Raw genomic sequence first — 22543 nt, forward strand, 5'->3', positions numbered from 1 at the left:
TCCGAGTTCGAGCGCTGGCCGTTCAGGCGCCCGGATGCCGCCACGCGCTGACGGTTTGCCGCTACCTCATTGACATCACTGCGCGTTCTTATTGCGCGCCGCTCTTTCTTCGCGAACGCGCCACCTCCAGGTCTTCACATAGCTGCTTCGCCCCTTGCGCGATGCGCGGCGCCGGGCGGTTGATCAGATCGCCGTCGATGGCGAACAGATTGTTGTTCGCCACGGCTTTCAAGCCCGGCCACGCACGCCAGGTGTCGAGTTGCGGCAAGGTGGTGTCGGGTTGGGTCGCGCCGGGCGCGGCGGTGACGATCGCTTCCGGATTGGCGGCGAGCACCGCTTCGGTCGACACTGTCGGCACCAGCGGTTCCAATTTCTCAAACACGTTGCGGCCGCCGCACAGCGCAATGACGTCGCTGATCATGTGCTCGCCGTTGAGCGTCATCAACGGTTGATCCCATACCTGGTAGAACACGCTGACAGGCGGCCGGCTCGCATACCGCGCTCGCAATTGCGCGATGTCCTGACGGAACGCAGCCGCCGCGGCATCGGCGGTGGGCGAGGTGCCGAGCAACTGTCCAAGTCTGTTCAGCGACACGGCGACGTCGTCGAGATGACGCGGCTCGCTGAAGAACAACGGCACATGCATCTCGCGCAGACGATCGAGTTGACGCTGCGCGTTGCCATGCCGCCACACGACGATCAGATCGGGCTTCAACGCGACGATGCGTTCGAGGTCGAGCGCCTTGTTGTCGCCGACGCGCGGCAGTTGTTTCGCTTCAGGTGGATAGTCGCTATAGGACACTGCGCCGACCAGTTTCGTACCGCCGCCCGCGGCATAAAGCAGTTCGGTGACATGCGGCGCGAGGCTGATCACGCGTTGCGCGGGGGCGGGCAGGGTGACGGTCGCGCCGGTGTCGTCGGTGACGGTGATCGCGGCGTGCGCGTGTAACGCGGTAGCGAAGAGCGCGGCGGCGATGGCGAAGCGGGGGAGTCGAATCATTGGGCGCCGGCGCTATCGATAACGCGCATGCCGCCGTGCAAACTTTCGTCGAAGCGCGTCCATTCAGCCTCGTTCGCCGGCAGGCCGAAGCGTACGCTGCCGTTCGCCGTGAACAGCCGCGTCCACACGCCGCGTCGCGCCAACTCGTCATGTAACGCGGCGGCGCGCGCATCGGCGCACCACGCGAAAAGTGGCGTGCTGCGTGTGGCAAGACCTTGCGCATGCAACAGCTTCACCAGACGCGCGCTGTCGGCGGCGAGCCGGGCACGCATTTGCCGTTGCCACAGTTCGTCTTCGAATGCGGCGTTGACGGCATGACGAGCCGGACCGCTGACAGTCCACGCGCCGAGCGCACGGTGCAACGCATCGAGCAACGCCGGCGCGCCGAGTACGAAGCCCGCGCGCACGCCGGCCAGGCCGAAGAATTTCCCCGGCGAGCGCAAGACGACCAAGCCGTTGCGATCGGTGCATGCCGCGAGCGACGCCGAAGGCATCGTATCGGCAAAGGCCTCGTCGACTAGCAGCGTGCCGCCGCGCGCGCTCAATTGCGCATGCCATTGCAGCAGCTTGCCGGCGCTCAGATGCTCGGCAGTCGGATTGTTCGGATTGACGATAACCACGTGAGTGAGCGTATCGGGCAAGGTCTCGCACGACACGTCCAGCGGCAAAACCTGATGTCCGGCCCGCTGGAATGCGGGCGCATATTCGCTGTAGGTCAGCGGTGCAATGCCGACCGTCGCGCGCGGCAGCAACGACGGCAGCGCTCGAATCGCCGCCTGACTCCCGGCGACGGGCAGCACATGTGCGGCATCGGGCGCGCCGTAGTAACGCGTGGCGCAGGCGGCGAAGCCGTCGCCTTCGTCGGGCAGGCGGCGCCATGCATCGGCGGGAACGGGCGGCACCGGATAGCCGTGCGGATTGATGCCGGTCGACAGATCGAGCCACTGCGCGTACGGCATGCCGTAGCGCTCGGCAGCTTCGTACAGATTGCCGCCGTGGACCACCGTGCTGGAGTCGACCAGGAGATCAGCTATGCGCGTATTCATGTGCTCATTCAGGCGATCAACCATGAAAAGGCACGCTCAGCAAAGCCAGCACGATCAGCACCGCCAGCCAGAGAATGACCGTGCGCTCGACCAGCATCAACGCCGCCGTCACATGGCCGGCGTTCGCGGGCTGTCCGGCGCCGAGCGTCGGCCTATGTTCGAGCGCGCCGTGATAAACCGCCGGGCCGCCGATCAACACGTTCAGACTGCCCGCGCCGGAGGCCATCACCGGCCCGGCGTTCGGGCTGTCCCAGCGCGGCGCCTGCTCGCGCCAGCAACGCCATGCAGTGCGCGTGTCGCCGAGCAGCGCGTAGCTCGCCGCGGTGAGGCGCGCGGGAATCCAGTTGAGCACATCGTCGAGGCGCGCGGCGGCCCAGCCGAAGCGCAAATAACGCGGTGTGCGATAGCCCCACATTGCGTCGAGGGTGTTGGCCAGACGAAAACCGAGCGCGCCCGGGCCGCCCGCGATCGCGAACCAGAACAGCGCGCCGAAGATCGCATCGTTGCCGTTTTCCAGCGCCGACTCGACGGCGGCGCGCGACAGCGCGGCTTCATCCGCATGCGCGGTTTCGCGCGACACGATGCGCGCGGTCAGCAAGCGCGCTTGCGCGAGATCGCGTTGCGCCAACGCCTGCGCGATCGGCGCGATGTGATCGTGCAGACTGCGTGCGCCGAGCGCGAACCACAGCAACGCGACATGCACGGCGCAAGCCGCGAAAAACGGCAGCACGCTGACCAGCCACCATGCGATCAACACCGGCGGCATGACCGCCAGCGACCACGCGAGCAGACCCTTGGGCCGCAAGCGCCGGCCGGTGTTGTAGCGCGCTTCGAGGCGGATCGCGAGTTTGCCGAAGCCGACCAGCGGATGCGCGATGCGCGGCTCGCCGAACCAACGGTCGACGGCGACACCGGCGGTCGCCAGCGTGACGATCATGGGGAGCGACAGCATCACGCGCGGCCTGCCGTTTTCAGCGCGAGCGGCAAGCCCGCGACCATCATCGTGACCTGTGTGCTCAACGCGGCGATACGTTGATTGAGCCGCCCGAGTTCGTCGACATAGAGACGCGTGGCCGCGCCGAGCGGCACCACGCCCAGGCCGATTTCATTGCTGACCACGATGATCTTGCCTTTGGCATCAAGTAGCGCGGCCTCGAACGCGGCGAAATGCGCGTGATAGCGATCGATGGGCAAACCGTCGCCTTCAGGCGGACACAATAAGTTGGCGAGCCACAGCGTCAGGCAGTCGATCAGGATGCAGTGGTCAGGCGCATCGATTTGCGTCACGGCGCCGGCGAGATCGGCCGGCGCTTCCAGCAACTGCCAGTGCGCCGGACGCCGCTCGCGATGATGCGCGATACGCGCGCTGAATTCGGCGTCGTCGGCCACGCGCGCGGTGGCGATGTACGTGACGGGGCGTGCGCTGTCGTTCGCAAGCTGTTCGGCATGCACGCTCTTGCCCGAACGGGCGCCGCCGAGAACGAAGGTGAGGTCGCGGGAAATCATCGCGTGATTGTACCGGCGCGCACCCGCTGCCGGCGCGATGGGATAATGCCGCGTTCGAATCGCTTCATTGCCGCTTCATTGCCGTTTGATTGCCTTCCCATTGCTGAGCCCAATTTCCCGTGACCACCACTTCGATCGTGCATGACGATGTACCCGTGCCGCGCGGCACGCTGATGATTCAGGGCACCACGTCCGATGCGGGTAAGAGCACGCTGGTCGCCGGCTTATGCCGGCTCGCGCGGCGCGCCGGCGTGCGGGTCGCGCCGTTCAAGCCGCAGAACATGGCGCTCAACAGCGCGGTGACGATCGACGGCGGCGAGATCGGCCGCGCGCAGGCCTTGCAGGCGGTCGCCGCGGGTATCGCCGCGCACACCGACCTCAATCCGGTGCTGCTCAAGCCGACCAGCGACCGCGGCGCGCAGGTGATCATCCACGGCAAGGCGCGCATGAATCTCGATGCGCGCGCGTATCACGACTACAAGCCGGTCGCGTTCGACGCGGTGCTGGAATCGTATGCGCGCTTGCAAGCGGCGTACGAGACGATTTTCGTCGAAGGCGCGGGCAGTCCCGCCGAAATCAATTTGCGCGAGCGCGATATCGCCAACATGGGTTTCGCCGAAGCGGTCGATTGCCCGGTCGTGCTGGTGGCCGATATCGATCGAGGCGGCGTGTTCGCGCATCTGACCGGCACGCTCGCATGTTTGTCGGCGAGCGAGCAGGCGCGCGTGCGCGGCTTCATCATCAACCGTTTTCGTGGTGACGTCAGCTTGCTGAAGCCCGGCCTCGACTGGCTCGAGGCGAAGACCGGCAAGCCGGTGCTCGGCGTCGTGCCGTATCTGCACGGCCTGACGCTCGACGCGGAAGACATGCTGCCGCCCGAACTGCGTGCAGCGCATAGCGGTGACGCCGGGCGCATGTTGCGCGTGGTCGTGCCGGTGTTGCCGCACATCAGCAATCACACCGATTTCGACGCGCTGCGCGCCCATCCGCAAGTCGATTTTCATTACGTGAGAAGCGGCACACCGCCGCCTCCAGCGGATCTGATCATCCTGCCGGGCTCGAAGAACGTGCCGGGCGATCTGGCGTTTCTGCGCGCGCAAGGCTGGGACGCGGTGCTGCAGCGGCATCTGCGGTACGGCGGCCGTGTGATCGGCATTTGCGGCGGCATGCAGATGCTCGGGCGCGAAGTGGCCGATCCGTATGGTGTGGAAGGCGCACCGGGCACGATCGCGGGCCTCGGCTGGCTCGATTACTCGACCGTGCTGACGCGCGAGAAAACGCTGAAGAACGTGACCGGGCGCCTCGCCTTGCCGGGCGCGCCCGAGGTGGCCGGCTACGAAATCCATATGGGCGCGACGCAAGGCCCGGCGCTGGCTTCACCCGCGCTGCAATTGGGCGACGCGCACGAGGGCGACGCGCACGACGCGCATCCCGATGGCGCGATCTCCGCCGATGGGCAAATTCTCGCCACCTACGTGCACGGCCTGTTCGACACGCCGGCCGCTTGCGCCGCGCTGCTGGCGTGGGCGGGTCTGAGCGACGCCGAGAAGATCGACTACCCGGCGCTGCGCGAAGCTTCGCTCGACCGGCTCGCCGATACGCTGGCGGCGCATCTCGATCTGCCGAAACTCTTCGCGGCGATTGGCTGATCTGTGTCAGCTCGCCGGCGCAGATTAAATCTTAATAGGAAATAATCAAAGCGTCATAGACAGTTTTTCATCCGCAGGGGTTCGAATAAAGTCTTTTAAATCGATGGCGGAAATGCGCCGCCTCTCTCCAAAGGACCTGACATGACCTCGAACCGCTCCGCCGATCTGGCCGCTTTACTGCTTCGTCTTGCCCTAGGCGTCCTATATCTCGCGCACAGCCTGCAGAAGATTTTCGTTTTCACGCTGCCCGGCACGGCGCAGTTCTTTGTATCGCTCGGCCTGCCGGGTTGGCTCGGCTACCTGACGGCGTTCGTCGAACTGATCGGCGGCATTGCGCTGCTGCTTGGCGTGCAGGTCCGCTGGGTCGCGCTGGTGCTGCTGCCGTTCATGCTCGGGGCGATGTCGGCGCATCTGCATAACGGCTGGGGTTTCGCGTCGCCGAACGGCGGCTGGGAATATCCGGCCTTCTGGGCGGTGACGCTGGCCGTGCAGTCGCTGCTCGGTGGCGGCGCGCTGGCGTTGAATGGGGCGAAGGCGCCGCGCGCCGTGGCCGCTTGATGCGTTTGGGCGGCTGCGCCGACGGCCGCGAGGCCGCTCCGGCGGTCCGCCGGATAAGAAAAAAGCACGCGCCGTAAGGCCGCGTGCTTTTTTCATGGCGCTGCGCCACGCCATTCAGTCAATACAACACCATCTGCGTACAGCGAAACAGCGCCATTGTCTTGCCGTTCGGATCGGTGACGGTGGCGTCCCACACTTGCGTGCTGCGCCCCAGATGCACGCCGTTGGCGATCGCGCGGATCGTGCCTTCGGTGGCGGTGCCGAGAAAATTGCTTTTCAGCTCGATGGTCGTGAAATTGCGCGCCGTTTCCGGCAAGTGCGCGAGGCACGCGTAGCCGCAAGCGGTGTCGGCGAGGCCGATCACGGTGGCCGCGTGCAAAAAGCCGTTCGGCGCGAGCAATTCGCTGCGCACGGTCAATTCGGCGGTCAAACTCCCTTGCCCCAGTTCGAGGACATGCACGCCCAGCAAGCCGGGCAGCTTGCCCTGCTGGCGCTCGTGCAGGCGGTCGATGGTGTATTCCGGGCGTAGTTTGCTCATGGGATTCGGGTCCTCGATGGAAAAATCGGCTGTCACGGGCCGTCAATTAGCCGTTCGGGGGCTTCGGCCCTGATGCATTTGTCGATATTATCAACGGCTAGATCGACAGGTGGACCTGAAACCGGTGCGGATCAGGACACACCAGTGCAACTCAGAGCAAAAAGCGCGGCAAACCGGCTGGCAGCGCCAGCCTTCTTCCCGGGAGAATTCATGACGGTGATCGTGGTGGCGAATCCGAAGGGCGGCGTGGGTAAAAGCACGCTGTCGACCAATCTGGCGGGCTATTTCGCGGCGGCCGGCGAATGGGTCGCACTGGCGGACCTGGACAGGCAGCAGTCCTCGAATGCGTGGCTGTCGCTGCGGCCCGCTACGCTGCCGGCTATCGAAAGCTGGGAGGTGAACCAGGATGCGCCCGCGAGGCCGCCCAAGGGACTCGAGCACGCAGTGATCGACACGCCGGCCGGTTTGCATGGCAATCGTCTGAATATCGCGCTGGATCTGGCCGACAAGGTAATCGTGCCGTTGCAGCCGTCGATGTTCGATATTCTCGCCACCCAGGACTTTCTCGAGCGCCTGGCGAAGGAAAAAGCGGTTCGGAAGGGCGCGATCGAGATCGGCGTGGTCGGTATGCGGGTCGATGCGCGTACGCGCTCAGCGGAGCAGTTGCATCGTTTTGTCGAAGGGTTGAAGCTGCCGGTGCTGGGCTTTCTGCGCGACACGCAGAATTATGTGCAACTGGCCGCGCACGGCCTGACCTTGTGGGATGTGGCGAAAAGCCGCGTGGAGAAGGATCTGGAGCAATGGCAGCCGATCGTCGAATGGACAAACGGGGCCAGCAAGAAGGGCTGACGCGAGCTGGCAGGCGGCACGGCCGCCCGCTGCATGGAACCGTGCGATGAACCCCAGGCTCAGGTCCAGTTCTGGGTCGGCACGTGGTCGCGGCTGCCCTTGATCTTGTTGTTGTCGTCGACGAACACCAGATCCGGCTTCCAGCCTGCCTTCAATTCCGCTTCATCGACCACCGCGAATGCCGCGATGATCACCAGATCGCCCAGCTGCGCGCGCCGCGCCGCCGAACCGTTCAGCGAAATCATGCCGCTGCCGCGTTCGCCCTTGATCGCGTAGGTCGAGAAACGCTCGCCGTTGTTGATGTTCCAGATGTCGATCCGTTCGTTTTCGACGATATTCGCGGCTTCGAGCAAGTCTTCGTCGATCGCGCACGAGCCTTCGTAGTGCAGCTCGCAGTGCGTGACCGCGACGCGGTGGATCTTCGACTTCAGCATGTTGCGTTGCATGACTAATCCCTTGTGGTTTCTGATGCGCCTTTGCGCAGACCAAGACGGCGTCAGATTCAGATTTCGAGGTTGTCGATGAGGCGAGTGGCACCGAGCTTGGCGGCGGCCAGCACGACCAGTTGCGCGTCCGTGTCCCGTGCGCCCGGTGGCAGCAGGTTCGAGCGCTTGCGCACCGCGATGTAATCAGGCTGCCAGCCGCGCACGGCGAGCGCCGCCATCGCCGCCTGTTCGAGTTTCGCGAAGTCGCGTTCGCCCGAGAGCACCGCATCGCGCACGCGATTGAGCTCGGCGGCCAGCGTCGGCGCTTCGGCGCGCTCGGCGGCTTGCAGAAAGCGGTTGCGCGAACTGAGCGCGAGGCCGTCGGCGTCACGCACTGTTTCCGCGGCGATGATGTCGGTCGGCAGCGCGAACTGATGGCACATGCTGCGCACGATCATCAGCTGCTGGTAATCCTTCTTGCCGAACACCGCGACGCGCGGCTGCACGCACGACATCAGCTTCATCACCACCGTGCACACGCCCTGGAAGAAGCCCGGCCGGAATTCGCCTTCGAGAATGTCGCCCAGATCGTGCGGCGGATGCACGCGGTACTCCTGCGGCTCCGGATACAGATCCTTTTCCGTCGGCGCGAACAGCACGTAGACGTTTTCCTTCTGCAGCTTTTCGATGTCGGCTTCGAGCGTGCGCGGGTATTTGTCGAAGTCCTCGTTCGGGCCGAACTGCAACCGGTTGACGAAGATACTCGCCACCACCGGATCGCCGTGCTGGCGTGCAAGACGCATCAGCGACAGATGGCCCTCGTGCAGATTGCCCATCGTCGGCACAAAGGCGGTGCGATTCTGGCCGCGCAACTGGTCGCGCAATTCATGGATCGAGCTGATGACTTTCATGATCGGACGGGGGTTTCCTCGCACGGCGCGAGGCTCGGTTGGCGTAAAACTCAGGCTTTCACGCGTCCCGCGGCCTCACTGGTAATGACAGGTTCGGAGCGCGGGATTGTAGTGGATTTGTGGCGGGGGCGCACCGAAACGAGGCGTTTTCGGCCGCCGTGGCGCATGGCGGCCCCGGTTTGCGGCGTCAGGCCGGCAGATAAGCAAGCCGCACGTAGATCGGTGCGAACGGTTCGGCCTGGGTGATTTCGATCAGCGATTCGCGGCACAGTTCCAGCATCGCGATGAAATTCACCACCACGACCGGCACGCCCTTGCTCGTGTCGAACAGGTCGGAAAACTCCATGAAACGCGAGTTTTGCAGGCGCCGCAAGATCGTGCTCATGTGCTCGCGTACCGACAGCTCTTCGCGCGAGATCTTGTGATGCTGGACCAGCTTGGCGCGCTTGATCACGTCGGCCCACGCGGCGCGCAGGTCTTCGCTGTTCACATCGGGAAAGCGCGGCGTGATGCTCTGTTCGATATAGACATCGGCGCGCAGGAAATCGCGGCCAAGCTGCGGCAGATGGTCGATGCGCTGCGCGGCGAGTTTCATCTGCTCGTATTCGAGCAGGCGGCGCACCAGTTCCGCGCGCGGATCTTCGGCTTCGTCGCCGCTATCGGCTTTCTTCACCGGCAGCAGCATGCGCGACTTGATCTCGATTAGCATCGCCGCCATCAGCAGATACTCGGACGCGAGCTCGAGATTGGTCTGGCGCAACTGGTCGACGTAGCCGAGATACTGCACGGTGACGTCCGCCATCGGGATGTCGAGCACGTTGAAGTTCTGCTTGCGGATCAAGTAGAGCAACAGATCCAGCGGACCTTCGAAGGTTTCGAGAAACACCTCGAGCGCGTCCGGCGGAATGTACAGATCAGTAGGCAGCTTGAAGAGCGGCTCGCCGTACAGGCGTGCGAACGCAATGCCGTCGACCGTGTCGGGCGTGGAATCGGTGGCGGGGGCGGCAAGCGCGGCGTCGGCGGGAGCCGGCGTTGCGCCGCGGGCCTCGTCGGCGTGACTCACGCGCTTAGAAGTTTTGATAGTACGAGTAAGGCGTCTGCTCTACGCGCGACGCTTTCTGCTCGGCGCGTTCTTCGAGGTCGATCGGCTGTTTGTCCCACAGCAGCGACCGGCCACGGCGCTGTTCAGCTTCCAGATTCGGTTTTTGCTGCTTGAGCTGGTTCAGGAACTGGGTGATGTCCGATTGATACATGGCTCGACGTCCGTGATGGGTGAAATGGCGGCTGTTCTGCCGGCCCCTGACAGGAACCCGCAAGGTTGCCGCTTTGACTTCGCGATTTTACCGCAAGCGCCGCGCGTGGACGAAAAACGGCGGCAGGCGAGCAAAAAACGCCCGGAACCCGCGCGGCGGCGACGCGTCAAAGGCGGGCGCGCCACCGGCTTGGGGGCGCGTGCGCCACGACGGGTGCTACGCGCAGTGCGGCTTGCGCGCCGTCTGGCCATTGCGCGAGCGCGCTTCCAATCGATCGCGCGGCCTCGCCGATGTGGTCAAATAGCGAGCTTCGGCCGCGCCATGGCGAGCCCGAGCGAAAGAATTTACTAACCACGGCCGGAGGTCCTGTTTGGCGGGATGTGCGATCGAAACGCCGCGTGCGCGGCGCGCTAAAGCCGATGCGGCCGATGCGGCCGGTGCGCGGTGCCGGCGCTTGGCGCCCATTCGGCGTTGGCTGCGCGCGTGGTTGGCGTTCGGCATCGTGATGCTGACGCTGGCGGCCGCCGACGCGCATGCCGCGCGCGCCAGCGCCAGCTACAAGGTCGATATCGAGGCTTCGCCGCGCTCGCTGCGCAAGCTGCTCGAAGCGCATCTGGACCTTGCGCGCTTCGCCAGGCGCGCCGATATCAGTGAGGACCAGTTCGAATTCCTCATTACCGCGACCCCGCAGCAGGTGCGCGATCTGAGCGCCACGCAGGGCTATTTCACGCCGGTCGTACGCACCGACGTGCGAACCGTCGACGGCAAGAAGCGCGTCACGGTGAGCGTCGATCCCGGGCCGCAGACCGTCATCTCGTCGATTTCGCTGTCGTTTCGCGGCCCGGTGCTGACCGAAGATCCGGAGCGGGAAAATGCCGCGCGCTTCGCGTTTTCGCTGCACGAAGGCGATCCGTTCTCGCAAGGCGATTGGGACGACGCGAAAAACAAGTCGCTCAAGGCGCTGCAGGCGCGCCGCTATCTGGGCGCGAAGATTTACCACTCCGAAGCGCGTATCGACCCGCGCACGCACGACGCGAAGCTGTCCGTCACCTATGACAGCGGGCCGACCTTCACGATGGGCAAGCTCGACGTGTCCGGCACGCGGCGCTATCCGGAGCAGATCGTCGATAACGTGAATCCGATTTCGGTCGGCGATGTCTACGATGTGCAGCGCGTCGCCGAGTTACAGCGGCAGTTGCAGAACACGCCGTATTTCGCGAGCGTCGCCATCGATGTGGATAGCGATCCGGCCAAACCGGTCGAGACGCCGCTGCATGTGAAGGTGTCGGAATATCCGTACAACAGCATCCGCGGCGGGGTCGGCTACTCGACCGACAACGGTCCGATGATCCAGGGCTCGTATTCGTATCTCGACACCTTCGGCAAGGCCTGGCCGTTCACGATCGACGGCCGCATCGACCAGGTTCAGCAGTATGGGCAAATCCAGCTCGCGATGCCGCCCGGGCCGCGTGCGTGGACCAATAGCGTGTTGGCGTCCTACACCACCACCGATGTTTCCGACACGCGCATCTACAGTCTTCGTGCCGGCGTGCAACGGGCCCGCACGTCGCAATTCATCGACTACAACTATTCGATCCTCTTCTACCAGGACCGGCTCGACCAGAACGCGATTGCGCCGACCACCAGCCGCGCACTGGTGCCGTCGTGGTCGTGGACCCGCCGCAATACCGACGACCCGCTGTTCCCGCGTTCGGGCAACCTGATTCACGTGGAAGCGGGCTTTGCGGTCAAAGGCGCGCTGACCGATCAGACGTTCATACGCGGCTACGCCCGCGGCCAGCAGTACCTGCCGATCGGCAAGGAAGACCTCGTGCTGTTCCGCGCCGAGCTCGGCGGCGTGTTCACGAGCGGCAGTTCGAGCGGCATTCCGGCTTCACTGCTGTTCCGTGCGGGCGGCTCGAATTCGATCCGCGGCTACAGCTATCAGAGCATCGGTAATAACGTCGACGGTTCGGTGCTGCCGACCAAATATCTGGTCACCGCGGCGGCCGAGTATCAGCACTGGTTCAGTCACGATTGGGGCGCGGCCGCGTTCTTCGACGTCGGCACCGCCACCGATAGCTGGGGCGAGAAAGTCTTTTATCCTGGCGTCGGCGTGGGCGCGCGTTGGCGCAGCCCGGTCGGGCCGGTCAACATCGATATCGCTTACGGGATTCGCAACAGGAGCGTGCGGCCATATCTGACGCTCGGCATCGCTTTCTGATGGAAACCTGCATTCACATGAACCACGCATGACCACGGACGTTTCCGCTCAACCACCTGCGCAGCCGCCCGGCGATCACCCGCCGGGTCAGCAACCTCCTGCGCCGCCGCCTAAGCGCCGGCCCGTGCGATTGCTGTTGAAAACGCTCGCGTGGACGGTCGCGGTGCTGGTGCTGCTGATCGCGGTGGCGATCGGTCTGCTGTACGGCGCGCTGACAACCGAGCGCGGCACCGGCTATGCGTGGCACGCGGCCGTCAAGCTGCTCGGCGGCAGGCTGACGGGCACGCTGGAAAGCGGCACGCTCGCGCGCGGCGTGCAACTGCGCCAGGTGCGCTGGCGCAGCCTCGACGGCAGCGGCACCGATATCCAGATCGACCGCGCGGCCGGCCGCTGGGCGCTCACTCGCGAGCCCTGGCGCTTCGCGATCGACTATCTGCATGTCGGCACGATCGACGCGCGGGTGGGCTCGTCGTCGAGCAGCGGCGGACCGCTGACGCTGCCGCAAGACTTGCGTTTGCCGCTGCAACTCGATATCCGCGACGTGCAGGTGGAGAAGCTGCTGTTGCGCCAGGGCGCGTCGACTACCGAGCTGTCCCGCTTCGTCTTTCATGGCCGCAGCGACGGGCGCCATCACGAGGCCGCGATCGACCGGCTCGACACGCCGTTCGGCGCGATGACCGCGGCGGCGAAGCTCGACGGTGTGCGGCCGTTTGCGCTGACCGGCGACATCGCCTATTCGGGCAAGGTCAACAACGAGCCGGTGCAGGTCGGCGGGCATCTGGCCGGCTCGCTCGAAACATGGGTTGCCGAGCTGGATGCGAGCGGCATGAAGCTTTCCGGCCATGCGCAGATCGAGGCGACGCCGTTTGCGGACGTGCCGCTGCAACGTGCGACGCTCACTTTCGATCACGTCAACCCACAGGCGTTTGCGCCCGGTGCGCCGCTGGCCGATCTGGCGGTGCGGGCGGAGTTGCAGCCGGTTGGGCGGGATGCGGCGGGCGCGGTGGTGTTGGGCGCGGCAGCGGCCAGCGGTGTGAATGCGGCGGCAAGTTCCGCCAGCGCTTCCGGCGCAGTAAGCGCAGCGGTCAAAAACGGCAAGGGCGGCGTCGACACCGAGGCGTCGCCGAAAGCCGCCTCGGGATTCGCGGTGGCCGGCCAGATTTCGATCGTCAACGCCAAACCCGGCGCGATCGACCAGGGCCTGCTGCCCGTGATCGACGCCCGCGCCGATGTGCGCCTCGACGCCCAGGCGCAGCGCATCTCCAACCTGAACGTGCGGCTCGTGAAGCGCGCCACACTTTCCGGAGGCGGCGCGCTGACTGGCAAGCGCGGTCAGTTCGATCTGCAAGTCGCCGGGCTCGATCTGAACGCGCTCGAAGCGGCCGTGCGGCCGACGCAGCTTTCCGGTCCCATCGGCATCCGTCTGAACGACGACGTCCAAAGCATCACCCTCGATCTCGCCGACCCGAAAGCGGCGTTGCGCGCCCAGGGCAAGGTGACCTTCGATCCCGCGCGGATGAGCTTCAACGGCGTGCGTGTCACGTCGGGCAAGGGCCGTATCGACCTGTCCGGCACGCTCAAGCACGACGCGAATTCCACCTACAACCTGAAAGCGCAACTGACCGATTTCGATCCGCTGACGCTGACTTCGCAAATGCCGTCGCGCACGCCGGAGACTGGCCCGGCAAACAATGTCAAAGGCGCGCAAGGGACGGCAGGCGTGGCAAGCACGGCCGCTGCGAAAAGCGCGGCGCCCGGCGACAAAGTTGCCGCTGCGGCAAAGAACACCGCCAGGGCCGCGGTGAGCGCGAAACCGGTCCAACACAAAGCGCCGCCGAAGCGCGGCGCGCCGCCCGCCCGCAAGATCGAAGCGCGCGTGAACGGTACGCTGACGGCGGCCGGCGTGCTCGGCCCGACCTTCACCACCAAGGCCGAATTCAAACTGGGCCCGAGCGTCTACGATGACCTGCCGTTGACCGGTGGCGGCACGGTCCAGTTAGCCGGCTCGCGGATTCTGCCGAGCCGCGCGAATCTGTCGGTGGCCGGCAACCAGGTCGATCTGCAAGGCAGCTTCGGCGCCCGCGGCGACCGGCTGCGGTTTCGCGTCGATGCGCCGCAACTGGAGCGCCTCGGCTTCGGCCTCGCGGGTCTCGTCGCGGCGGATGGCGACGTCACGGGCTCGTTCGCGCATCCGAACGTCGTGCTGAACTACAAGGCCGACAGCGTGGCGTTCGGCACCAACCGGATCGGCCATGCGGAAGGCCACGCCGAACTGCGCGACGGCGCGAACGGCGCGCTCGTCTTCACCACCGACGCGCGCAATCTGAGCGCCGGCGGTGTCGATCTGACCACGCTCACGGCGCGCCTGTCCGGCACGCGAGCGAACCACACGCTCGAGGCGGCGGCCACCGGCAAGCTGCAGGACCGTCCGCTCGATCTGACGCTCGCCGCCAATGGCAAGCTTACCGAAGCGCGCGACGGCACGCGCTGGGACGGCACCGTCAGCCGCCTGCAAAATCGCGGCACGCCGGCGCTCAATCTCGAGTCGCCGCTGGCCGTCAGCGCCGGGCCGAACCGCGTCACCTTGGGCGCGACACGTCTCACGCTCGAAGGCGCAATGCTGAACCTCAAATCGTTCGTCCTCGACCACGGCAGAATCCAGTCGGCAGGCGGCTTGACCGACATTTCGCTGGCGCGCTTGCAGGACCTGCGGCGCGAGATCACCGGCACGCCGCCGGCCGTCAAAACCGATCTGGTGTTCGACGGCGACTGGGACTTCGCGCTCGGCAGTACCGCGAGCGGCCACATCCAGTTGAAGCGCCGCGGCGGCGACGTCACGGTCGAAATCGGCCGCGGCCTCGCGTCGCTGGGCATTACCGATATGACCGCACGCGCCGAATTCAGCGGCGGCAACCGGCTCAACGCCACCGTGCATGCGCAGGCCAGCCGGATCGGCGTGATCGACGCCGACGCGCATACCACGCTGGTGATGCGCGACGGCTTCCTGGCCGTCAACGAAGAGGGCGCGCTGAACGGCAACGTGAACGCGAATGTGCCGTCGCTGAAAACGACCGGCGGCCTGTTCGGTCCGAGCTATCTGCTCGACGGCCACCTCGCGCTCAAGCTTGCGCTCGGCGGCACGCTCGCCAAGCCGAATCTGTCCGGCTCGCTGCTCGGCGACGGGCTGTCGGCGACGATGGTCGATCAGGGCGTGCAACTGAAAGACGGAGTGGTGCGCATTGCGCTGTCAGAAAATCTGGTGGACTTCCAGCAGGTCGAATTTCACGGCGCCAGCGGCACGTTGCGCGCGACCGGCCGCGTGCGTTTGGATGGCGCGCAGCCCGATCTGACCGCCAGCATCGTCGCCGACAAGCTGGAGCTGTTTGCCGCACCTGACCGCAACTTGTCGCTGTCGGGCAGCGCGAGCGTCGCGAACGCGGGGCCGCAGGGCGGCATGGCGATCAACGGCAAGTTCGTGGTCGATCACGCGCTGTTCGACATGCCGGAGCAGTCCGCGCCGCAGCTCGGCGACGACGTGGTGGTGGTGCGCCCGGACGGCACGGTGGCGGGCGAGCGGCCGGCCCCGATGGCCGGCACCGACAAGCCGATCGGCCCGTTCGCGCCGCGCGCCAACATCGACATCAGTCTCGGCAACAACTTCCGCTTCCGCGGACAAGGCGCGGACCTGGGCCTGACCGGCACGATCACCGCGTTGAGCGCGCCGAATCTGCCGCTGCGCGCGGTCGGCAATGTTCGCGTGACACCGGGTTCGACCTACACCGCGTTCGGCCGCAAGCTCGGTATCGAGAACGGTTTTTTCACGTTCAACGGACCGGTGGCCAATCCAGGCATCAACATCCTTGCGATGCGCCGCAATCAGCAGGTCGAGGCGGGCGTGCAGGTCACGGGCACGATCCAGTCTCCGGTGGCGAAGCTGGTGTCGGAGCCGAACGTGCCGGACAACGAAAAGCTCTCATGGCTGCTGTTCGGTCACGGCACGGACCAGGGCAATAACCTCGGTCAGCAAAGCACCATGACGACCGCGCTTGCGTTGCTCGGCAGCGCGAGCGGCAAGCGGCTTGCGCAGACTTTCGGGCTCGACGAGTTTTCGATTGGCCGAAGCGAAGTCGGGCTGACCGACCCGCAGGTGGTGATGGTGTCGAAGGCGATCAACGAGTGGCTGGTGATCGGCTACGAACAGGGGCTGCAGTCGGCGAGCAATGCGATCAAGGCGACGGTCAACCTGACGCGGTACTGGTCGGTCGCAGCGTACGGCGGCACGTTCGACGGCATGGCTCTGCTTTATACGCGGCGCTTCGACCGGATCCGGTGGTGACGGTGGTGCTGGCGGATTGAGCAAAGCAACGGCATAAAAAAACGGCACGCCTGTTACAGCGTGCCGTTTTTGTTTGAGGCAGAAGCGTTTGACGCCGCGCTTTTTACTTCACGCGCATGCCCGGCTTCGCACCGCTGTCCGGTTCGAGCACATACAGGCCCGGTTCCGCTTTCTCGTCAGTGGCCGATGCTGCCAGCACCATCCCTTCGGACAGACCGAACTTCATTTTGCGCGGCGCGAGATTCGCGACCATCACCGTCAGCTTGCCGACCAGTTGCTCCGGCTGATACGCCGACTTGATACCCGAGAACACGTTGCGCGTTTTCTCTTCGCCAATGTCGAGCGTCAGTTGCAGCAGCTTGTCCGACCCCTCGACCGCCTTGCAGTCGACGATCTTCGCAATGCGCAGATCGACCTTGGCGAAGTCGTCGATCGAGATGATGCCGGACGTTTCGTCCTTGTCGGCGGCGGCTGCTTTCGCTTTCGACTTGGTCCTGGCATCAGCGGGCGCGGCGGCTTCCGGCGTGGCTTGCAGGGAATCGCGATTGGCCGCCACCAGCGCTTCGATCTGCTTCGGATCGACGCGCGTCATCAGGTGCTTGTACGCGTTGATCGGGCGCGCGGAACTCAACGGCACATTCGCGTCGGCCCACACCAGCGGCTCGATGCCGAGGAAGCCTTCGACCGCTTCGGCCAGCTTCGGCAACACCGGCTTCAATGCCAGCGACAGCAGACGGAATGCCTCGACGCTCACGCTGCACGTCTCATGCAGCGCGACCGCGTTGGCCGGGTCTTTCGCCTGATCCCACGGCTTGGCGGCGTCGACGTAGGCATTGACCGTGTCGGCCAGTTCCATGGTCTGGCGCAGCGCGCGGTTGTATTCGCGCGCTTCGTAGTTCGCGGCGATCTGCGGCACGGCGGCGCGCAGCGTGGCGAGCAGCGGGTGCTGCATTGCGCCGTCCTGCACGCGGCCGTCGAAACGCTTGATCAGGAAACCTGCCGCGCGGCTCGCGATGTTCACGTACTTGCCGACCAGATCGCTGTTCACGCGCGCCTGGAAGTCGTCGAGGTTCAGGTCGAGGTCTTCCATCGTGCTGTTCAGCTTGGCCGCAAAGTAGTAGCGCAGCCATTCCGGGTTCAGGCCGGTGTCGATCACGCTTTGCGCCGTGATGAAGGTACCGCGCGACTTCGACATTTTCGCGCCGTCCACCGTCAGGAAGCCGTGCGCGAACACGTTGGTCGGCGTGCGGTGGCCCGAAAACTCGAGCATGGCCGGCCAGAACAGCGTGTGGAAATACAGAATGTCTTTGCCGATGAAGTGGTACTGCTCGGCGGTCGAACCCTTGCGAACCCAGGCGTCGAAATCGAGGCCGCGCTTGTCGGCGAGATTCTTGAAGCTCGCGTAATAGCCGACCGGCGCGTCCAGCCACACATAGAAATACTTGCCCGGCGCGCCCGGAATTTCGAAGCCGAAATACGGCGCGTCGCGCGAGATGTCCCAATCGGCGAGCCTGGCTTCGCCGGCGTCGCCGAGCCATTCGCGCATCTTGTTGGTCGCTTCCGGCTGCGCCAGACCGCCCACCCACTCGCGCAGGAAATTCTCGCAGCGCGGATCGGACAGGCGGAAGAAGTAGTGCGTCGAGGTCTTGCGAATCGGCGTGGCGCCCGAGACGACCGAATACGGATTGATCAGCTCGGTCGGCTGGTAAGTCGATCCGCATACTTCACAGCTGTCGCCGTACTGGTCTTTCGCGCCGCACTTCGGGCATTCGCCCTTGATGAAGCGATCCGGCAGGAACATTTCCTTGACGGGGTCATACGCCTGCTCGATGTCGCGCGCGTCGATCAGGCCGGCTTCCTTGAGCGCCATGTAGATCGATTCGCTCTGGACGCGGTTTTCCTCGGAATCGGTCGAGTAGTAATTGTCGAACGAAATCCCGAAGCTGTCGAAATCGCGCCTGTGCTCTTGCCAGACGCGGTCGATCAGCTGCTTCGGCGTCAGACCTTCTTTTTCCGCGCGCAGCATGATCGGCGTGCCGTGCGTGTCGTCGGCGCCCACGTAATAGACCTCGTGCCCGTGCATTCGCAACGTCCGGACCCAGATGTCCGTCTGGATATATTCGACCAGATGGCCGATATGGATTTGCCCGTTCGCATACGGAAGGGCAGACGTGACGAGAATCTGGCGACGGCCCGACGGCGCGCCTGCGGAGAGATCGGTTGCGGGTGCTGACATAAAGAGGGTGGGAGCCTGCGGTGGGACGAAAGGTTGATTCTAGCAGGGCAGGCGCGCGACGCGGGCCGGCTGGGTCGCGGCTGCCGGCAGAGTTGGGGGCGAAGTTATATAAACCGGGCGCCCAAAAAAAACCGGGGCTATTAACCCCGGAGCAACAACGACAAGAGGAGAATGGTGACGCGGCGGCATAGCCAGCCACGTACCGTAAAGACAGACAGCGGATTTTCGGCAGAGTTCGAAATTTTTTTCGAACTCGCGTGAGAACCGCCTTCGGCAGATTTCTACGGCGCTCCGGACACCGGCCGATTAAGCATAAAAGGGCTCGGCGCCCGGCTGATTCATCCCCCTCGAGCCTTGTCCTTATTGCGTTGCATGCTGAGCCGTGGCGCGCAGATAGATTTCCACGCGACGGTTTGCCGCGCGGCCGGCTTCGGTGTTGTTGTCGGCGATCGGCTGGTTCTGGCCCATGCCTTGTGCCGCCAGGCGCTGCGGCGCCACGCCGCGTTGCGCCAGGTAGCCCGTCACGCTTTCCGCGCGGTTGACCGACAGCGTCTGGTTGTAAGCCGGCTGGCCCGTGCTATCCGTGTGGCCGACCACCTGGGCGATCAGTTCCGGATTCTGGGTCATGGTCTGCGTCAGCTGATCCAGCACCGGCGCGAACGATGGCTTGACCGCGTAGCTGTTGGTGTCGAAGGTGACCGAGCTCGGGATGTTCAGCTTGAGCGAGCCGTCCGGCTGCTCGGTGATCTGCGTGCCGGTGCCCTTGGTGGCGCCCGACAGCTTGTTGTGAATGGCTTGCCAGTTGTAGCCGGTGATACCGCCGACCGCAGCGCCGACGCCCGCGCCGATTGCCGCGCCCTTGCCACCGCCGAAGATCGCGCCGATTGCCGCGCCGGTACCGGCGCCTACGCCCGTGCCGACAGCCGTGTTAGTGCCCTGTTGGGTCGCGCAGCCTGCCAGCAACGAACCGGCGACGGCGAAGACCGCCAGGCGAGTCATGATTTTTGCATTCATTTTGATTCCTCTCTTGAGTGAAGCGAGTAAAGCAGCGATTAGCGGCAACTATAAGCGGCGAACGTTGCGCTAGTAAAAACGGCCAGCACGACAACCGCAGAATCCTAGGCCCTTCCCAGTCCGGTCCGACAGCTAAGAAGGGTCTTCCGGCAAGGCTTGGCGCCAACCACTACAATGATGACAGAAGTGCGCAGCGATGCGACCCCATGGCGTTCCGCCTGCCCGAAGGGTGCCCGGCATACCTGGTTTTCGCAATCCTGTCTAACAATTTCTTTCAAATTCCGGCGTGTGGCCGAGGCTTCGATTCTGCCGCGCCGCAAGTGTTCCCCACGGAGTGTCAATGAGTATCGATCGGGCTTTGGTCGACGCTGCCCTCGCGGCCGTCGCTGACCCCAATACCGGCCGACCGTACGCGGCCGCCAAGAACATCAAGAAGGTGGCCGTGGAGGGTGACGCGGTTAGCGTCGACGTGGTACTCGGCTATCCGGCCGCGCGCCAGTTCGAAGCCATCCGCGCGCAGTTCGCGGATGCGCTGCGAGCTGTGCCTGGCGTCGTCGACGCGCGCGTCGAGGTGTCCCAGAAAATCGCTGCGCATACCGTGCAACGCGGCGTAAAACTATTGCCGAACGTCAAAAATATCGTCGCGGTGGCCTCGGGCAAGGGCGGGGTCGGCAAGAGCACGACCGCCGTGAACCTGGCGCTGGCGCTGGCGAGCGAAGGCGCGTCGGTCGGCGTGCTGGATGCCGACATCTACGGCCCGTCGTTGCCGATGATGCTGGGTATCGTTGGCCGCCCGGAGTCGCCCGACGGCAAGTCGATGAGCCCGATGACCGGTCACGGCATGCAAGCCAACTCGATCGGCTTTCTGATCGAGCAGGACAATCCGATGGTGTGGCGCGGTCCGATGGCCACCTCCGCGCTCGAACAGTTGCTGCGGCAGACCAATTGGGAAGATCTCGACTATCTGATCGTCGACATGCCGCCGGGCACCGGCGACATTCAGCTGACCTTGTCGCAGCGCGTGCCGGTGACGGGCGCCGTGATCGTCACGACGCCGCAGGATATCGCGCTGCTCGACGCCAAGAAGGGCCTCAAGATGTTCGAGAAGGTCGGCATCCCGATTCTCGGTATCGTCGAGAACATGGGCATGCATATCTGCTCGAATTGCGGCCACGAAGAACCTATCTTCGGCGCGGGCGGCGGCGAGCGGATGGCGAAGGAATACGGCGTCGAGGTGCTCGGCAGCCTGCCGCTCGATATCGCGATTCGCGAGCAGGCCGACTCGGGCCGGCCGACCGTGGTGGCCGACCCGGAAGGGCGCATCGCGGAGATCTACCGGTCGATTGCGCGCAAGGTCGCGGTCCATATCGCCGAGCGGGCTCGCGATATGACGTCGAAGTTTCCCAACATCGTCGTGCAGAACACCTGAGCCGTCATGCGGACGGGGGCGCAAGGCGTCAATTTGCGCCTGCTCTCGCGGTATCATGTCGACTTCACAAGTTCGGCTCGGCGGCCGCAGGGGCGGCCGCCAGGCCGACAAGAGGATCGCATGGGAAAACGAATCGACGGGCAGGCGGTGCATGCGTTCATCGTCCTGGCTGCCAGCAGTGTGCTGTTATGCGGCTGCAGCGCCTTCCTGAGACCACAGGAAAAGCGCGCCGACGCGCAGTTGCTGCCCACTGTGGGCAACCAGGCGCGCGGCCTCGTGACGTTTATCGAGCGCTCGGACGGCGTGCAGGTCACCTACAACCTGACGGGCTTGCCGCCCAATAGCGACCACGCCTTGCAAGTGCATGAACGCGGCGACTGCAACGCCGCCGACGGCTCCAGCGCCGGCCAGGTGTTCTCGCCGGCCGCTGAGCGCCTGAAGGCGGGCGCGCGGGCCGAGGGCGACCTCGGCAACATTCACGCGGACGCGAACGGCGTGGCCACCGGCTTCATCGTCGCGCCGGATGTGTCGCTCGACGGCATCCGGTCGGTGTTGCAACGCGCTGTACTGCTGCATCACGACGCCACGGATCCCTATGCCTATCCGCAACATGGCGCGGGCCTCGCGCTCGCATGCGGGCTGATCCGTCAATGACGCGCCGATGAGCGTCAGTCATGCATGCCGCTTGCATCGCTAGCGCGCCGATGGCCGTTTCGCCGCCCGGGCAGCAGGCTCTGGAGATGGACCGGGCCGCTATCAGGCCACACCCGCGGCAGCATTCTCTCAATCGCGTAAAATAAGCGCCTTTCGTTCGGGGCGCGTAGCTGGGGGCGCCTAGCCCGGGGCGCGTAGCTGGGGGCGCCTGGCCCGGCGCGTCCGCCTCAACGGCGCTCCGCGGGCCGTCACCCGCAGTTGCCCGGTAATTACCGGTTTGTTACCCGTCACACACCTGTCACCCACGTCGAGCAGCGTTTACTTATGACCATCAAATCCGACAAGTGGATCCGGCGCATGGCCGAGTCGCACAACATGATTGAGCCGTTTGCGCCCGATCAGGTCCGCGTCTCCGAAGACGGCCGGAAGATCGTCAGCTACGGCACGTCGAGCTACGGCTACGACATTCGCTGCGCCGACGAATTCAAGATCTTCACCAACATCAACTCGACCATCGTCGATCCGAAGAATTTCGACGAGAAGTCGTTTGTCGACTTCAAGGGCGAGGTCTGCATCATCCCGCCGAATTCGTTCGCGCTGGCCCGCACGGTCGAGTATTTCCGCATTCCGCGCAGCGTGTTGACCGTGTGTCTGGGCAAATCCACATATGCGCGTTGCGGGATCATCGTCAACGTGACGCCGTTCGAACCGGAATGGGAAGGCCACGTCACGCTCGAATTCTCGAATACGACACCTTTGCCTGCGAAAATCTACGCGAACGAAGGCGTCGCCCAGGTGCTGTTTTTCGAAAGCGACGAGATTTGTGAAACGTCGTACGCGGATCGCGGCGGCAAATATCAAGGTCAGCACGGCGTCACGTTGCCCAAGACGTGACGTCGGCAGCGCACTGATCCA

The 22543-nt window shown here is 64.8% G+C and carries 19 protein-coding genes; 8 read left to right on the forward strand and 11 right to left on the reverse strand.

The window, feature by feature from the left end:
• Positions 1-88: 88 nt before the first annotated feature.
• Genes AC3WOG_RS04570 through cobU form a run of 4 tightly spaced genes read right to left on the reverse strand, consistent with a single transcriptional unit; the run spans position 89 to position 3552 of the window.
• On the reverse strand, positions 89-1000 hold the full coding sequence (locus AC3WOG_RS04570; RefSeq protein ID WP_492576882.1) for a cobalamin-binding protein: 912 nt from the start codon (positions 998-1000) through the stop codon (positions 89-91).
• Positions 997-2046 carry a threonine-phosphate decarboxylase CobD gene (cobD, locus tag AC3WOG_RS04575; RefSeq protein ID WP_492576883.1) on the reverse strand — a complete coding sequence of 350 codons (1050 nt, stop codon included), beginning with the start codon at positions 2044-2046 and terminating at the stop codon, positions 997-999. The genes AC3WOG_RS04570 and cobD overlap by 4 nt, the downstream gene beginning before the upstream one ends.
• Positions 2047-2062: 16 nt before the next feature.
• Complete coding sequence (cbiB, locus tag AC3WOG_RS04580; protein WP_492576884.1) at positions 2063-2998, reverse strand: adenosylcobinamide-phosphate synthase CbiB; 936 nt, start codon at positions 2996-2998, stop codon at positions 2063-2065.
• Positions 2998-3552, reverse strand: a complete 555-nt coding sequence (cobU, locus tag AC3WOG_RS04585; RefSeq protein WP_492576885.1) for a bifunctional adenosylcobinamide kinase/adenosylcobinamide-phosphate guanylyltransferase — start codon at positions 3550-3552, stop codon at positions 2998-3000. Before cobU ends, cbiB begins: the two co-directional genes overlap by 1 nt.
• 173 nt (positions 3553-3725) lie before the next feature.
• Here cobU and AC3WOG_RS04590 point away from each other — a divergent pair, with 173 nt between their 5' ends.
• Together AC3WOG_RS04590 and AC3WOG_RS04595 are read left to right on the forward strand one after the other, a co-directional pair.
• A complete protein-coding gene (locus AC3WOG_RS04590; protein WP_492579718.1) occupies positions 3726-5201 on the forward strand; it encodes a cobyric acid synthase in 1476 nt (491 codons plus the stop codon).
• 141 nt (positions 5202-5342) lie between these two features.
• Entirely contained in the window at positions 5343-5759 is a 417-nt protein-coding gene (locus AC3WOG_RS04595; RefSeq protein ID WP_492576886.1) for a DoxX family protein, read from the forward strand.
• Positions 5760-5877: 118 nt separating this feature from the next.
• Here the strand turns inward: AC3WOG_RS04595 and AC3WOG_RS04600 are convergent, their stop codons facing one another.
• On the reverse strand, positions 5878-6297 hold the full coding sequence (locus AC3WOG_RS04600; protein WP_492576887.1) for a PaaI family thioesterase: 420 nt from the start codon (positions 6295-6297) through the stop codon (positions 5878-5880).
• Positions 6298-6507: 210 nt separating this feature from the next.
• Between AC3WOG_RS04600 and AC3WOG_RS04605 the strand changes: the two genes are divergently transcribed.
• A complete protein-coding gene (locus AC3WOG_RS04605; RefSeq protein WP_492579719.1) occupies positions 6508-7146 on the forward strand; it encodes a ParA family protein in 639 nt (212 codons plus the stop codon).
• 59 nt (positions 7147-7205) lie between these two features.
• On the opposite strand, the gene panD is transcribed toward AC3WOG_RS04605, so the two are convergent.
• The 4 genes from panD to AC3WOG_RS04625 form a co-directional block, all read right to left on the reverse strand.
• Positions 7206-7592 carry an aspartate 1-decarboxylase gene (panD, locus tag AC3WOG_RS04610; RefSeq protein WP_012432059.1) on the reverse strand — a complete coding sequence of 129 codons (387 nt, stop codon included), beginning with the start codon at positions 7590-7592 and terminating at the stop codon, positions 7206-7208.
• 56 nt (positions 7593-7648) lie between these two features.
• Positions 7649-8482, reverse strand: coding sequence for a pantoate--beta-alanine ligase (gene panC / locus AC3WOG_RS04615; protein WP_492576888.1), 834 nt, complete (start codon positions 8480-8482; stop codon positions 7649-7651).
• Positions 8483-8669: 187 nt separating this feature from the next.
• Positions 8670-9545, reverse strand: coding sequence for a segregation and condensation protein A (locus AC3WOG_RS04620; protein ID WP_492576889.1), 876 nt, complete (start codon positions 9543-9545; stop codon positions 8670-8672).
• Between the two features lie 4 nt (positions 9546-9549).
• The gene (locus AC3WOG_RS04625) at positions 9550-9735 is read right to left on the reverse strand and encodes a DUF3460 family protein (protein WP_054035105.1); all 186 of its coding nucleotides are present in this window, start codon (positions 9733-9735) and stop codon (positions 9550-9552) included.
• Positions 9736-10105: 370 nt separating this feature from the next.
• Here AC3WOG_RS04625 and AC3WOG_RS04630 point away from each other — a divergent pair, with 370 nt between their 5' ends.
• The gene (locus AC3WOG_RS04630) at positions 10106-11959 is read left to right on the forward strand and encodes an autotransporter assembly complex protein TamA (RefSeq protein ID WP_492576890.1); all 1854 of its coding nucleotides are present in this window, start codon (positions 10106-10108) and stop codon (positions 11957-11959) included.
• Positions 11960-11987: 28 nt separating this feature from the next.
• Positions 11988-16295 (forward strand): translocation/assembly module TamB domain-containing protein, encoded by a 4308-nt coding sequence (locus AC3WOG_RS04635; protein WP_492576891.1) that lies wholly within the window; start codon positions 11988-11990, stop codon positions 16293-16295.
• A 103-nt stretch (positions 16296-16398) separates the two neighbouring features.
• Here AC3WOG_RS04635 and metG read toward each other — a convergent pair whose 3' ends face one another.
• Together metG and AC3WOG_RS04645 are read right to left on the reverse strand one after the other, a co-directional pair.
• A complete protein-coding gene (metG, locus tag AC3WOG_RS04640) occupies positions 16399-18531 on the reverse strand; it encodes a methionine--tRNA ligase (protein WP_492576892.1) in 2133 nt (710 codons plus the stop codon).
• 360 nt (positions 18532-18891) lie between these two features.
• Positions 18892-19545: a YiaD family glycine zipper/OmpA-like lipoprotein gene (locus AC3WOG_RS04645; protein WP_492576893.1), complete on the reverse strand. Its 654-nt coding sequence runs from the start codon at positions 19543-19545 to the stop codon at positions 18892-18894.
• Between the two features lie 340 nt (positions 19546-19885).
• Here AC3WOG_RS04645 and apbC point away from each other — a divergent pair, with 340 nt between their 5' ends.
• From apbC to dcd, 3 genes are all read left to right on the forward strand, one after another.
• Positions 19886-20974, forward strand: coding sequence for an iron-sulfur cluster carrier protein ApbC (gene apbC / locus AC3WOG_RS04650; RefSeq protein ID WP_492576894.1), 1089 nt, complete (start codon positions 19886-19888; stop codon positions 20972-20974).
• 120 nt (positions 20975-21094) lie between these two features.
• Positions 21095-21628: a superoxide dismutase family protein gene (locus tag AC3WOG_RS04655; RefSeq protein ID WP_492576895.1), complete on the forward strand. Its 534-nt coding sequence runs from the start codon at positions 21095-21097 to the stop codon at positions 21626-21628.
• Positions 21629-21952: 324 nt separating this feature from the next.
• Positions 21953-22522, forward strand: coding sequence for a dCTP deaminase (gene dcd / locus AC3WOG_RS04660; protein WP_492576896.1), 570 nt, complete (start codon positions 21953-21955; stop codon positions 22520-22522).
• Positions 22523-22543: the final 21 nt, after the last annotated feature.

The organism is Paraburkholderia sp. FW306-02-B (genome assembly GCF_058782725.1).